12 protein-coding genes are annotated in these 14,759 nt (G+C 35.1%); 7 read left to right on the forward strand and 5 right to left on the reverse strand.

From position 1 onward, the window contains the following. Positions 1-273 precede the first annotated feature (273 nt). Complete coding sequence (miaB, locus tag GCQ56_RS16685) at positions 274-1,605, forward strand: tRNA (N6-isopentenyl adenosine(37)-C2)-methylthiotransferase MiaB (protein WP_152735676.1); 1,332 nt, start codon at positions 274-276, stop codon at positions 1,603-1,605. Between the two features lie 72 nt (positions 1,606-1,677). Continuing rightward, on the forward strand, positions 1,678-2,196 hold the full coding sequence (locus GCQ56_RS16690) for a GNAT family N-acetyltransferase (protein ID WP_152735677.1): 519 nt from the start codon (positions 1,678-1,680) through the stop codon (positions 2,194-2,196). Between the two features lie 15 nt (positions 2,197-2,211). Here the strand turns inward: GCQ56_RS16690 and GCQ56_RS16695 are convergent, their stop codons facing one another. Continuing rightward, positions 2,212-2,523 carry an STAS domain-containing protein gene (locus GCQ56_RS16695; RefSeq protein WP_152735678.1) on the reverse strand — a complete coding sequence of 104 codons (312 nt, stop codon included), beginning with the start codon at positions 2,521-2,523 and terminating at the stop codon, positions 2,212-2,214. A gap of 292 nt (positions 2,524-2,815) precedes the next feature. On the opposite strand from GCQ56_RS16695, the gene GCQ56_RS16700 reads away from it, so the two are divergent. The 5 genes from GCQ56_RS16700 to GCQ56_RS16720 all read left to right on the forward strand — a co-directional run bounded on the left by GCQ56_RS16700 (position 2,816) and on the right by GCQ56_RS16720 (position 10,339). Then, positions 2,816-6,082 (forward strand): S41 family peptidase, encoded by a 3,267-nt coding sequence (locus GCQ56_RS16700; RefSeq protein WP_152735679.1) that lies wholly within the window; start codon positions 2,816-2,818, stop codon positions 6,080-6,082. A 508-nt stretch (positions 6,083-6,590) separates the two neighbouring features. Further along, positions 6,591-7,856, forward strand: a complete 1,266-nt coding sequence (locus GCQ56_RS16705) for a DUF2157 domain-containing protein (protein WP_152735680.1) — start codon at positions 6,591-6,593, stop codon at positions 7,854-7,856. Position 7,857: 1 nt separating this feature from the next. Next, positions 7,858-8,451 carry a GDYXXLXY domain-containing protein gene (locus GCQ56_RS16710; RefSeq protein WP_152735681.1) on the forward strand — a complete coding sequence of 198 codons (594 nt, stop codon included), beginning with the start codon at positions 7,858-7,860 and terminating at the stop codon, positions 8,449-8,451. A gap of 201 nt (positions 8,452-8,652) precedes the next feature. Next, entirely contained in the window at positions 8,653-9,129 is a 477-nt protein-coding gene (locus GCQ56_RS16715) for a hypothetical protein (RefSeq protein WP_152735682.1), read from the forward strand. 613 nt (positions 9,130-9,742) lie between these two features. Further along, positions 9,743-10,339 (forward strand): hypothetical protein, encoded by a 597-nt coding sequence (locus GCQ56_RS16720; protein WP_152735683.1) that lies wholly within the window; start codon positions 9,743-9,745, stop codon positions 10,337-10,339. A gap of 77 nt (positions 10,340-10,416) precedes the next feature. On the opposite strand, the gene GCQ56_RS16725 is transcribed toward GCQ56_RS16720, so the two are convergent. The 4 genes from GCQ56_RS16725 to GCQ56_RS16740 all read right to left on the reverse strand — a co-directional run bounded on the left by GCQ56_RS16725 (position 10,417) and on the right by GCQ56_RS16740 (position 14,736). Next, the gene (locus GCQ56_RS16725) at positions 10,417-11,409 is read right to left on the reverse strand and encodes an electron transfer flavoprotein subunit alpha/FixB family protein (protein WP_152735684.1); all 993 of its coding nucleotides are present in this window, start codon (positions 11,407-11,409) and stop codon (positions 10,417-10,419) included. Positions 11,410-11,418: 9 nt separating this feature from the next. Next, positions 11,419-12,204 carry an electron transfer flavoprotein subunit beta/FixA family protein gene (locus GCQ56_RS16730; protein WP_152735685.1) on the reverse strand — a complete coding sequence of 262 codons (786 nt, stop codon included), beginning with the start codon at positions 12,202-12,204 and terminating at the stop codon, positions 11,419-11,421. A gap of 63 nt (positions 12,205-12,267) precedes the next feature. Continuing rightward, entirely contained in the window at positions 12,268-13,407 is a 1,140-nt protein-coding gene (locus GCQ56_RS16735; protein WP_152735686.1) for an acyl-CoA dehydrogenase, read from the reverse strand. A 123-nt stretch (positions 13,408-13,530) separates the two neighbouring features. Continuing rightward, complete coding sequence (locus GCQ56_RS16740) at positions 13,531-14,736, reverse strand: acetyl-CoA C-acetyltransferase (RefSeq protein ID WP_152735687.1); 1,206 nt, start codon at positions 14,734-14,736, stop codon at positions 13,531-13,533. Positions 14,737-14,759 lie beyond the last annotated feature (23 nt).

The following is a 14,759-nucleotide window of genomic DNA, read 5'->3' on the forward strand; positions in this document are numbered from 1 at the left end:
TACACAAATTTCTTTAGCAACAAACACAATTTTTCATTCCTAAAAAATCAAAATACAAGCCTTTAATAAAATGGATAATAAAGTACATCTGATACAATTAAATTTACGAATTAATACTTTAATCAACACACAAATAAATTTCACCAAAAATCAAAAAATGTGTTCATTTCTTCATATTGTTTTTATATCAATTCTAAATCACATCTCTACTTCTTGCCAATCTATTGAGATAATGTAACTTTGCACGGAATTTTTTAAACTGAGGATATCAGAATGAGCGAAATCAACAAAAAATTGTTTTTGGAAACCTATGGTTGCCAGATGAATGTTGCAGATAGCGAAGTTGTTGCAGCTATTATGCAACACGATGGTTATGAAGTAACAAAAAACAGAGAAGATGCTGATGTTATTTTAGTAAATACTTGTTCGGTTCGAGAAAATGCAGAACAGAGAGTAAGAGGTAGAGTTCAAGGATTTAAAGAATTAAAAAAGAAAAATCCAAAACTCTTAGTTGGTGTAATTGGCTGTATGGCTGAGCGTTTAGGAGAAAAACTGTTCGAACAGGAGAAAAATGTGAACATTGTTGTTGGTCCTGATGCATATATGGATTTACCAATGCTTGTAAAAAAAGCGGAAAACGGCGAGAAGGCAATCAACATTGACCTATCATTAACTGAAACTTATAAAGATATATGTCCTTCACGAATTGATGAAACTGCCATTTCAGGTTTTGTATCCATCATGAGAGGTTGTAATAATTTCTGTACATACTGTATTGTTCCTTATACAAGAGGAAGAGAGAGAAGCCGTAACCCTGAAAGCATATTAAAAGAGGTTAAAGATTTATCTGAAAAAGGATATAAGGAAGTAACCCTATTGGGACAAAATGTAAATTCATTCCAATTCAAGAATTCGGTTTCGGATGTTAGCTTCCCGGAACTACTCGAAATGGTTGCTAAAGCTGAACCAAATATGAGAATTCGCTTCGCAACATCTCATCCTAAAGATATGAGTGACGATACGCTAAGAGTTATTGCCAAATATTCAAATATTTGCAGATATATTCATCTTCCTGTTCAATCAGGTAGCGATTCTGTTTTAAAAGACATGCGCAGAAAATACACACGTGAATGGTATATGGATAGAATTACCGCAATACGCACAATTATTCCGGATTGTGGGATTTCATCTGACATTTTTTGTGGATTTCATAACGAAAGCGATGAAGATTTTCAAGCTACTCTGGATTTGATGAAATGGGCAAAATTCGATTTATCGTATATGTTTAAATACTCGGAACGCCCTGGTACTTTTGCATATAAAAATCTTGAAGATAATGTTCCTGAAGATATCAAGAGCAAACGTCTTACGGAAATGATTGAGGTTCAGAGTAAATTATCTCATGAAAGTAACCTTCGTGATATCGATAAAGTTTTCGAAGTTTTAGTTGAAGGAGTTTCGAAAAAATCAGATCAGGAATTGTATGGAAGAACCTCTCAAAATAAAGTGATCGTTTTTCCAAGGAAAGATTACAAAGTTGGAGATTTAGTTCAAGTTAAAGCAACAAGCTGTACTACTGCAACACTAATAGGTGTTTCGATATAACAACATTAAGAGTCATGCAAATTGTGTGACTCTTTTTTATTTATCTTTGTTATTAGACCAATTAAAAAAGCCATGAAAATTAATATTCGCCCTGAAAACAAAAATGATTATTCAGTAATCACCATGATTAATGATATGGCTTTTGGTCAGGAAGCTGAAGGAAAATTGGTTGAAAAATTAAGAAAAAACCGGAAATTTATTAAGGAATTATCTTTGGTTGCAAGTATGGGAAACGAAGTCGTCGGTCATATTTTATTCTTTCCAATCCTTATAAAATCAAACGAAAAAGAATTTCAATCTTTAGCTCTGGCACCAATGTCAGTTATTCCTGAACTTCAATCTTTAGGAATTGGAAGTCAGCTGGTGGAAAAAGGACTTTCTAAAGCAAAAAAACTAGGTCACCAATCAGTAATAGTATTGGGGCACGATAAATATTATCCAAAATTTGGTTTTAAACCTGCAAGTAAATTCGATATCACAGCTCCATTCGAAGTACCCGATCAAGCATTTATGGCAATAGAACTTGAGAAGAATTCATTAGATTGTGTTCAGGGATGTGTTGAATACCCTAAAGAATTCAATGATTTATAAGAAACAACAATTCTGCTAATTTTTCCCCAGTACGAATGATTCATTCATTCCAACTAGATCCACTAATTCCAAAACATCTTCAGATGCATTAGCTAGTGAAAACATTCGTTCATTAGCTTTAGCTAACTCTGCAATGGCTTTAAGAGCCGAAAATCCCTGACTGTCAATAAAACTGACTCCATTAAGATCAAGCACAACTTGTTTACCCGATTTTTCGATAAAATCAACGATTTCCTTCTTCACCATTTCCGAAATCTTACTATTTATTCTTCTTGTCCCTTCTAAGGAAGCAATTACAGATTGTTCTTGTATTCGAAAATTTAACATACTTTCTGATTGATTTTAAGCAACATGTATACTGTGTAAAGAAAATAGATTTTCATTAAAAAGCAATTCTAAAACACTTATTTAAAGTTGATCCTATTTCAACTACCTAGTACGGAAACGAACATGATTTTGTTCACATTCGAACATTAAATTTATCAACAATTTACTCACACCCATCAAAACAATCACAAAATCAACCCCCTAACACTTATGGTATGAAATATGATAATTTGATCGAATTATTAAATTATTCATTAATTAAAAAGAATTTTTTAACCAAGTCCATTTCGTTATGCTTAAAAAACTGTTTTTTATTACAACATTTTTAATTGCTCTTGCAGAAAGTTTACTAGCCTCGGAAACTCCATTATGGTTACGTTATCCTTCAATCTCTCCCGACGGACAAACAATTGTTTTTGAATATGGTGGTGATCTTTTCACTATTTCCTCAGAAGGAGGAACAGCAACACCATTAACTATGAATCAATCATACGATTACAAGCCTGTTTGGTCGCCTGATAGCAAAACAATTGCTTTTGCATCAAATCGATTTGGTAATTTTGATATCTACACCATTCCGGCAAGTGGTGGAGTTCCAGAACGATTAACCTTTCACTCTGGAAATGAATCTCCATCTTCTTTTACTCCTGATGGTCAAAACATCTTATTTTCATCATCAATTAGCGATGATTCCAAAAATGTAATGTTTCCTTCCGGAGTGTTACCAGAATTATATAGTGTTCCAGCAAAAGGAGGAAAAATTTCTCAAATTCTTACTACTCCAGCATTAGATGCACAGTACAGTAAAAATATGGATTTCATTCTTTATCGCGATAGCAAAGGATATGAAGATCATTGGAGAAAACATCACACATCAGCAGTAACCCGAGACATTTGGATTTACGATACTAAAAACAAAAAACATAGTATGTTCTCTACCTTTAAAGGTGAGGATTTGTATCCTGTTTTTAGCTCAGACAATAAGGAAGTTTATTACCTATCAGAAAAATCTGGTTCTTTTAACATTTGGAAAGCACCTGTCGATAACAAATCAGACTTAAGTCAGCTTAGTTCATTCAAAAATCATCCTGTTCGATTCCTAAGCATTTCAGAAAACGACAAATTGTGTTATTTCTGGAATGGAGAAATTTACACTCAGGAAAAAGGAAAAGATCATGTAAAATTGAATGTAAAACTTGCTGTTGACAACAAGGAAAATTCAGTTAGTTACGAAAAATTAAGAAGTGGTGCACAAGAAATGAGCGTTGCTCCTAATGGAAAAGAAGTTGCATTTATAGTACGTGGTGAAGTATTCGTAACATCTGTTGAATATGGAACAACAAAAAGAATTACCAATACTCCTGAGCAGGAACGCTCGGTTAGCTTCAGTCCTGATGGTAAAGCTCTACTTTATGCTTCGGAAAGAAATGGAAGTTGGAATTTATATCAAACCAAATTGGTACGCGAAGGCGAAACACAGTTTTCAAATGCAACAACATTAAACGAAGAAGTGGTTTTAGAAACAGAAGCTGAAACTTATCAACCAAAATATTCACCAGATGGAAAAGAGGTTGCATTCCTTGAAGAACGTGTAATTCTTAAAGTAATTAACCTTAAATCGAAAAAGGTAAGAGAAATTCTTGGAAAAGAATACAACTACTCCTATTCAGATGGTGATCAGCATTACGATTGGTCGAACGATGGCAAATGGTTTTTAGTTGATTTTTATCCTCATACTATTTTTATGCCAGATGTAGCATTAGTGGATGCACAAGGCAATAAGAAAATTGTGAATATTACTGAAAGTGGATATAGCGATTCAAATGCCAAATGGTCGTTAAAAGGAAATGCTATGATTTGGCATACCGATCGTCGTGGTTATCGTTCTCATGGTAGCTGGGGTTCACAAGGTGACGTATATGTTCAGTTTTTCAATCAAAAAACTCTTGATGAATTTAAACTTTCTAAAGAGGAGAAAGAGCTAATAAAAGAAGAAGAGAAAGCTAAGAAAGAGAGCAAAAAAGAAGAGGATACTGATAAAAAAGATAAGAAAAGCAAAAAAGACAAGAAGGATAAAAAAGAAGACGAAGAAAAAGACAAAGATCTTAACATAGAATTATCAGGATTAGAAGATCGTCAGATTTGTCTTACCATAAATCCATCTAATCTTTCCGATGCAATTTTAACCCCTGATGGTAAAAAATTATTCTACTTAAGTAGATTTGAAGAAGGTTACGATCTTTGGGTGAATGATCTGGAAAAGAAGGAAACAAAAAAGATATTGGATTTAAAAGGTGGCGGTGGCGCTATGCAGTTCGATAAAGATGCTAAGAACTTATTCTTAATGTCGGGCAATAGTATTATTAAAGTGGATGTTGCCTCGAATAAGCGCAAAAACATTAGTTATACTGCAGAAATGTATCTTGACAAAGCCAAGGAAAGAGAATATCTTTTTGAGCACGTTTGGCGTACTATGTTGCGTAAATTCTACGATCCTGAAATGCATCAATTGGATTGGGATTTTTACAAATCTGAATACACTCGATTCTTACCTCATATCAATAACAATTTTGATTTTGCAGAAATGTTAAGCGAACTTTTAGGTGAATTAAATGCTTCACATACTGGTTCTGGATACAGATACAGATCATCAAACGGTGATCGTACGGCGAAACTTGGAGCTTTTTACGATTGGAAATATGAAGGTGATGGTTTAAGAATTGCTGAGATTCTTGAAAAAGGTCCTTTGAACCAAGCGGATTCTAAAATTAAACCAGGTGTTGTTATCGAAAAAATTGATGGTATGACCATCACAAAAGATAAGAGTCACTATCCATTATTAAATCACAAAGCTGGTAAAAAAGTTCTTTTAAGCTTATACAGCCCATACACAAAAGAACGATGGGAAGAAACGGTTAAGCCTGTTTCAAGTATAAACAACCTACTTTACGAACGTTGGGTAAAAAGTCGTCAGGAAGAAGTAAAACGCTTATCGGATGGCAAAATTGGATACGTTCATGTTAGAGGTATGAACTCGCCAAGTTACCGTAAAATTTATTCTGAAATGCTTGGTAAATATGGTACTTGCGAAGCAATTGTGGTAGATACTCGCTTTAATGGCGGTGGTTGGCTACACGATGATTTGGTGACATTATTAAGCGGTGAAGTTTACTCAACCCTATCTCCTCGAGGACAGGACTTTGGAACCGAGCCAATGAACAAATGGAAGAAACCATCAGCAGTTTTAATTAGTGAAAGTAACTATTCAGATGCTTGTGCTTTCCCTTATGCTTACCAAACCTTAAAAATTGGAAAATTGATTGGTATGCCTGTTCCAGGAACCATGACAGCAGTTTGGTGGGAAACCTTACAGGATAGAAGTCTATATTTTGGTATGCCAATGGTTGGTGTTAAAGATATGAAAGGAGATTATATCGAAAACCAGCAAATTGAACCAGATATCAGAGTAACCAACGATTACGAAAAGGTAATTGAAGGTAAAGATCAGCAGCTTGAAAAAGCAGTTGAGCATTTATTGAACGAAATTGAAAAGAATTAGTCTGTGTAAATAAGATATCCTGTTAGGTACTATTCCTAAACCGAAAGTACCTGCAGGAAATCCCAATTACATGAAAGATATTTTGAGGCAGAGCTCAATATTCCTCATTTCACCTCAAATGATTTGGGCTTTGTCCTCTTTTTTAAACAACAACAAATACGCCATTCCAATGATTTTTATTGGAAGTATTGTTTGTCTCTCCTTCCTTTTATCTCTTTGAGGCAAACAAAATAAACCGAAGATCACATGTCAATTGGACATTGAGATTTTCGGTTTTTTTCACATATTATATGCTATATAACCAATAATAAGATATTTAACAGTAAAGGTTAAAAAAGCACATATAATATCTATCCAAGCTTCTCGAATGTCCATCAATAATAATCGCCGAATAATTTTTAATTCTTTTTTACATACTTATTTTTATAAAAGGATTACTTTTAAATAATTGGTATCCCTAATTGTACAGTAGTACCAATTTCTTCCACAAAAAATAGAAAGTTAAAATATGAATTTAAACAAAGAACTTCCTAAACTGGTTAAAGAAGGAGTCATTTCACAAGAAGTATCTGATTCCATTTTTAATTATTACCAGAAAGAAAAAACTCCTGATCAAAGCAGACTAATGCTTGTTTTTGGAGTAATTGGTGCCATTCTGGTTGGACTTGGAATTATTCTGATTATCGCACACAATTGGGATGATTTTTTAAGACCCCTAAAAACAGGATTTGCTTTACTTCCACTAATAATTGGACAACTAGCTTGTGGATATACAATTTTAAGAAAAAAAGAATCACCTGCATGGCGAGAAGCAAGTACTAGTTTTCTCTTTTTCGCTATTGGTTCCTGTATTTCTCTTATCAGCCAGATTTATAATATTCCAGGAGAAATGGGATCCTTCCTATTTTTATGGCTGATCTTGTTTCTGCCCATACCATTTGTTATGAAATCTTCAGTAAGTTCATTACTATTCCTTATTGGTAGTTCTTTTTATGCCCTTAACATAGGATATTGGGAATTCCCAGATACTCCACCCTATTGGTATCTATTTTTTATTGCCGTAACATTAATATTCTACCTGCAACTAAAAAAACAAAAACCAGAAAGCAATGCCCTTGTATTTCACAATTGGTTAATTCCAATATCATTAACCATTTGTCTTGGAAGCTTTTCTATTCATCATGAAGAGATACTATTTTTGGCTTACATGAGTATGTTTGCTATTTTCACTCAAATTGGAAATACAGAATCACTATTAAATCAACCTGCCAGAAACAATGCTTTTCGAATAATTGGCTGGCTAGGTAGTGTTACAATTTTGCTAATTCTTAGTTTCGATGCAGTTTGGGAAGACATTAGAAGAGAAATATATCAAAACTCCGAACTAATTACAGCACCCGAAGTTTACACTACCCTCTTAGTTTCAATTGCAGCAATTTTTCTTGCTTACCGAGCTTTTGCAAAGAACAAACTACGAATAAATGAAATCTTATTTTTCGTTTTACTATTGATATACATTCTAAGTTCACATTCTTCTTTTGCTTTTGTTCTGGTTAATCTACTCTTATTCACTTTTGGTCTGTTAACGATTATCTCAGGTACCAATCAACGAAGTTTAATGCTTATGAACTCTGGCTTACTAATAATAACAGCATTAATTATTTGTCGTTTTTTCGATACAGATTTAAGCTTTGTGATAAGAGGTGTTCTTTTCCTATCCATCGGATTTGGCTTCTTTATTGCCAATTATCAACTACTAAAAAAGAAGAAATAACATGTATAAAAAATACGTATTCCCCATATTTATACTCATTGCTTTTATTCAATTGGCTATTCCTGTTAAAAGCATTTACGATCAGGAGCAAATTCTTGCTCATGGTAAGGAATTTAAGTTTCGAACTGCTCCGGTAGATCCCAACGATCCTTTTCGAGGTAAATACGTCGCTCTCCGCTTTAAAGAGAATACCATAAATGTAGCACTCTATGAAAAATGGAAACAAGGTGATAAAATTTATGCTCACATTGATGAAGATAAAAATGGATTTGCTCAGCTTACATATGCTTCAAAAACAGAACCAACTAGACACAAACATTATATTGTAGCTAAAATTCAAAGAGTAAAAACTTCTATGGATGAAAAAAACAATATCACCAATATTGAGATTTCCATTCAATATCCTTTTGATCGCTTTTACATGGAAGAATCGAAAGCAAAAGCCGCCGAAGATCTTTATAGGAAATCAACTGCTGACCAAAAGAAAATCACTTATGCATTGGTGAATGTGAAAAAGGGAAAAGCCACTCTTAAAGATGTAATGATTGATGGAGTTTCTATTCAAAAGTTAGTTGAGATGACAAATCAAAACTAAAACTTACACCTGCATTTTCAATTACTTTTTGAATAGCACTAAATCACTATTTATAATACCTGACAACACCTAACAGTCTCTTTATTTAGATTTTAATTAACATTTCCATTCATAATATTTGGTTGTCTTGATTTTTATTTGTTAACTTTAATAGTGATTATAGACTGTAATCATTTTATTTACTTATAAAAAAATCATCCTATGAGTATTGAAAATAAAGTTAAGATCGTATTAACCGACGAACAAAAAGCTACCATCGATACAGCTTTAAAATCACTAAAAGACACATTAGGTCCAGTACTAATCAGTTTAACTCCCGACGAGAAAAAGTCCATGCTTATTCTGGGTGATAAAACACTAAGTTTTGTCAATAAAAACTTAATGTATTCAAATCAGAACCCAGAGTTTATTCCAAGTTACTTAAATCAAAATGACTGGAGTGTTGATATGCAAGCCTGGAACGATTTAGCTCCTATTAATTCTCAATTAAAAGAATTGAACAGCTTGCTTAATGATACTATTGCACTTTGTGGAAATGAGGCTTATCGTCAAGCGCTCACCTATTACAACAACGTGAAGCAAGCGGCTAAAGATAACGTTCCAAGTGCCAAACCAATCTACGAAGAACTAAAGCAACAGTATCCAAACCACAAAAAGAATAAAGAAATTGTTGAATAGATATTCATATCTATTGTTTTAGTCCCCCTAAAAGTACTAGTCACACTTTTTAGGGGGATTTTTTCCCTTTAGGATATATTCATCCCCAAGAGGTATCTTTTTAACCCCAACTAGTACCTCCGAAACATCTTCGAGGATATTTTTTACATCCTTAAGGATCTTTTAATGGTACTGTAAGATGTTCTGGATATCCTTGAGGATCTCTTTTAACTCCTTTAGGATGTAATTTTGGTCCTTCAGGATGTAATCTAACTACCAAGAGACCTAAAATTGGTACTGGAGGACCTAATTTTGATACTTGAGGATATTTTCTTTGAGTGCCCAAAACAATTAGAAGAGAGATTGTATAATCTGATTTTTTCTAATTTCAGATAAGAAACTATTTCAAGATGGGGAGTATTTAATATTGCTTGCCATATTTTTCTCAATATATTTTTTATAATTATTGTTCTTACGTATATTTATTATATTAATAAATAAGATCTCTATAAATCAATAAGAAAATGACATCTTCCGTCAACATTATCTTTCATTCCGGATAATTTACCTTAACAATTAGACTGATTTTTAACCAAACAAATACACTATTATTTAACCTTTAATAAATAACCCTATGCACAAAGATTATTTAAGCCTGATAAATGGCAAATCGAATCTATGGAAAAGGTTAATGTTAGATTATCCAGCCAAACTTGAAAAAGAATTAACAGAGGAAGATAAAGAATTACAAGTTTTTCTTTTCTATGGAGTAATGGCTTTGGATACTTGCTTTGATCCAACGGGAGAAGAAAAACTTTTCGATCTGGATATCTATCAATTAGATTCTATATATGTAATTCTAGCATACAACAATATGGTTGAATCCTTACTATGTTTTTATTTTTTAGACCATGGTTATCATCCCAATCTGGTAAAGAGGTTTTGTGAAATAAGAAGCAATTTATTTCAAGAAAGTGGCATCGAAGAATCCATTCATGATTTATATAAAGAAGCTTCAAGCATGGCAACCATAACCAGAGAGTGTTTCTTAAGTTTTGTCAGCTATTTCAACATACCTGAAACAAAGGAAAACGCTTTACAATTGTATTGTATTCTTCAAACTTTTTACAAGCAAATTAAATTGGGACTTAGAAAAGATGACAAGAGTTCAACCCAAGATCTCTCTCTGCTAAAGCAAGCATATGAACTGGATAACAAATCATCTTGCTAAAATAAGAATATAAAAAAGGACCTACCCGAAATTAATCGAGCAGGTCTTTTCATCTATAAATAGTGGTTAACCCTATGCTATTTGTTCAATTGCTCGGTAAGCTTTTTAATGATTTGCTTTGCATCACCTACGATACCCAAATCAGCTACCTGGAAAATTGGAGCATTTTTATCTTTGTTTACTGCAATAATCAAATCAGAATCTTCCATACCTGCAACGTGCTGAATGGCTCCTGAAATACCGAATGCAAAGTACAAGTCAGGACGAACAGTTTTACCTGTCTGACCCACCTGACGGTCGTGACCAATGTAACCTGCATCAACCATAGCACGAGAAGCAGAAACCTCTGCGTCTAATGTTTCAGCCAATCCGTCCATTGCTTCAAAACCTTCTTTGTTTCCAATACCACGACCACCAGAAACCAAAATTCTCGCTTCAGTAATATCGATCAAATCTGTTTCTTCTTTTACAGTTTCGATCAACTTTACTTTAAATTTAGCAGAGTTGAATTTCACTTCGTAGTTTACAATGTCTCCAGTACGATTTTCATCAGCGTCCATTGCAAACAATACACCCGGACGAACAGTACCCATTTGAGGACGGTGGTTCTTACAAACGATAGTAGCCATTAGGTTACCACCAAAAGCAGGACGAGTCATTAACATTTCGCCTTTTTCACCAATCTCAATCTTAGTACAGTCAGCAGTTAAACCAGTAGCTGCACGAGCCGATACTCTAGGTCCTAAATCACGACCTAAAGTAGTAGCACCAATCAACATCGATTCTGGTTTTCTGTCTTCAATAATCTGGCAAATTGCCTGTGTATATGGTTCTGTAGTGTACTCTTTCAATTCAGGAGCGTCAACAACAATTACCTCATCAGCACCACGAGCGATTAAGCTCTGAGCTTGATCAGCAATTCCGTGTCCCAATAACATTGCATACACTTTGTCGTTCAACTCATCAGCTAATTTTCTAGCCTGTCCTAACAACTCTAAAGCTACATTTTGAATAACACCTTCACGTTGTTCAATGAAAACGTATATACCTTTGTAATCTTCTAAATTCATGGCTATATATTAGTTTAGAATGAATTTCTCTTTTAACTTCTTGATGATGATTCCTACTGCCTCATCAGTCTCTACCTCGTAAAGTTCTCCTGCTGGTTTTAAACCACGAGCAAATGCTTTGTGTACACTTGTTGGAGATCCTTTTAAACCAAGATCTTTCTCATCAACTTCAATTTCGTTGAATCCCCAAACCTCAACTTCTTTCTGGTAAGCATCAACAATACCACCAACGTTCATGTAACGTGGATTATTAGCCGATGAAAGAACAGTTACCACACAAGGTGCTTCCACCTCTAGCATTTGGTATCCTTCTTCGATATGACGTCTCATAGTGAAAGTCTTATCTCCGTCGAATTTCAAATCTTCAAGGTAAGATACCTGTGGTAAATCAAGGTGCTCAGCAATCTGAGGACCTACCTGAGCAGTATCACCATCAATTGCCTGACGACCAGTGATCAAAAGATCAAAATCGATCTTTCTTAATGCACCAGCCAAAGCGTGTGAAGTTGCCAAAGTATCTGCTCCGGCAAATTTTCTATCTGTTAAATGGATTGCACGATCAACTCCCATTGCAAACGCCTCACGAAGAATTAAATCAGCCTGAGGAGGTCCCATGGTAATTACTGTAACGTGTGCTCCTTTTTCATCTTTTAATTGAAGTGCCATTTCCAAACCACTTTTATCATCAGGGTTCATGATACTTGGCACACCATCACGGATTAAAGTACCCGTTTTTGGATCTATCTTAATTTCGGTTGTATCCGGTACCTGCTTAATACAGACAACTATTTTCATTTCTTTTGATTTTATTGAAACAGTACGGACATGACATGTCGTGTCCCTACACATATTAAATCCTTACTTCAACATGTTAGCTGAAATCACCATTTTCTGAACTTCAGAAGTTCCTTCATAGATCTCAGTGATCTTTGCATCACGCATCATACGCTCAACAGGATATTCTCTAGTATATCCGTATCCACCATGAAGTTGAACTGCTTTATTGGTAACTTCCATTGCTGTTTCAGCAGCATAAAGTTTACACATTGCAGCATCAACAGAATAAGGTTGCTTTGCATCTTTTTTATAAGCTGCTTTACGAACTAACATACGAGAAGCTTCAGTCTTGGTATTCATATCAGCCAACTGGAATTGGGTGTTCTGGAAACCAGAAATCGGACGACCGAACTGCTTTCTTTCTTTCACATATTTCACAGTTTCGTTGATAGCTCCCTGAGCAATACCCAAAGCCTGAGCAGCGATACCAATACGACCACCATCTAAAGTTTTCATAGCGATACCGAATCCTTTGTTCAATTTTCCTAACATGTTCTCTTTAGGAAGAACTACGTTTTCGAAAATCAACTCACAAGTTGCCGATCCACGGATACCCATTTTCTTCTCTTTTTTACCAATAGAGAAACCAGGAGTTCCTTTTTCAATAATAAAAGCAGTAATACCACGAGTACCTTTCGACTTGTCAGTCATTGCTAAAATCACATAAACGTGAGCAAATTCTGCATTGGTAATAAAAATCTTACTACCATTAATGATATAATTATCACCGTCTTCAACCGCAGTTGTCTGCTGACCTGCAGCATCGGTTCCGGCGTTAGGTTCAGTTAAACCAAAAGCACCAATCCACTCACCTGAAGCCAATTTAGGAAGGTATTTCTGCTTTTGAGCTTCGGTACCATTCTCCATAATTGGAGCAGCACACAATGAAGTATGAGCAGATACGATAACTCCTGTAGTTGCACAAACAGCTGATAATTCTTCAACAGCCATAGAGTACATTACGTTGTTACCACCAGCACCACCATATTGCTTAGGAATTGGAATCCCCATAATTCCAATCTTAGCCATTTTCTCTACTGTTTCGATAGGAAAACGCTCCTGCTCATCAACCTCAGCAGCCAAAGGCTTCACTTCTCTTTCAGCAAAATCTTTAATCATTTGCTGAAATAACACTTGTTCTTTTGTTAAGCTAAAATCCATATTTTTTATTAGATGTTAGTTGACAAAACACAGTACACCTCTAAACTCATTACAAAAAGCCCCTAAAACCGAGGCTTTGAAATAAGACATTAAAACTACTGCGTTCTACCTACTCAGTACTAATTACACGTTTTTCAAAATAATTGCAGTACCCATACCACCACCGATACAAAGTGAAGCCAAACCATACTCTTTACCAGTACGCTTCATTTCGTGAATCAAACTTACAGCGATACGAGTTCCTGAAGCACCAATTGGGTGACCCAATGCGATAGCACCACCGTTTACATTGCATCTCTCTTTAAAGAAATCAGCATCTACAGCGTGATCTTCGCACAATTGCTTCACAACTCCTAATGATTGAGCAGCAAAAGCTTCGTTCAATTCAAGCACTTCCATCTGCTCTAATTTCATATCAGCTTTCTTCAATACACTAGCAACAGCAGGAACTGGTCCCATACCCATGATTGCAGGATCAACACCACCTTGACCGGTAGCTACGATTTCTGCCAATGGAGTTAAACCATGCTCTTTAACTGCCTCTTCAGATGCAACCAAAACAAAAGCTGCACCATCGTTAATACCCGATGCATTACCAGCAGTAACCGTTCCGTCTTTCTTAAAAGCAGGACGTAAACCTCCTAGTTTTTCTTCGCTGGTTCTTTTATTGATGAATTCATCTGCGTCAAAAACGATTGTTTCTCTGCGAGATTTGATCTCAACAGGAACAATTTCATTTTTAAATTTTCCATTCTCTTGAGCCGCTGCAGCTTTTTGCTGAGAACCAAATGCAAATGCATCCTGCTCTTCGCGAGTCAAGCTATATTTATCAGCAATATTTTCTGCTGTAATACCCATGTGATATCCTTCGAAAGCATCAGTTAAACCATCAAAAACCATATGGTCAACAGCTTTCAAATCCATCATTTTGTGTCCGCCACGAACTGCTCCTGGCATAACGAAACCAGAGTTCGACATGTTTTCTGTACCTCCGGCAAGAATCATGTTTGCTTCTCCTGACTTAATGTTTGCATAAGCAAGATTGATCGTCTTCATACCAGAACCACAAATCATGTTGATTCCATAAGCAGGAACTTCCTGAGGAATACCCGCTTTGATAGAAGCCTGACGAGCAACACCCTGACCTTGACCAGCCGAAAGAATATTACCTACAACAACCTCATCTAATTTAGCTGCATCAATACCAGTTTCTGCAACGATGTTATTCATTACTGTTGCCGCCAAATCTGCAGCTTTAACAGGAGTTAATGTTCCCAAAAATTTTCCGATTGCAGTACGTTTTGCTGCAACAATATATACTTTGCTCATTTTTGTTTATTTTATGATTTTGG

It is taken from the genome of Marinifilum sp. N1E240, from assembly GCF_009295825.1.
GTDB lineage: Bacteria > Bacteroidota > Bacteroidia > Bacteroidales > Marinifilaceae > Marinifilum_A > Marinifilum_A sediminis.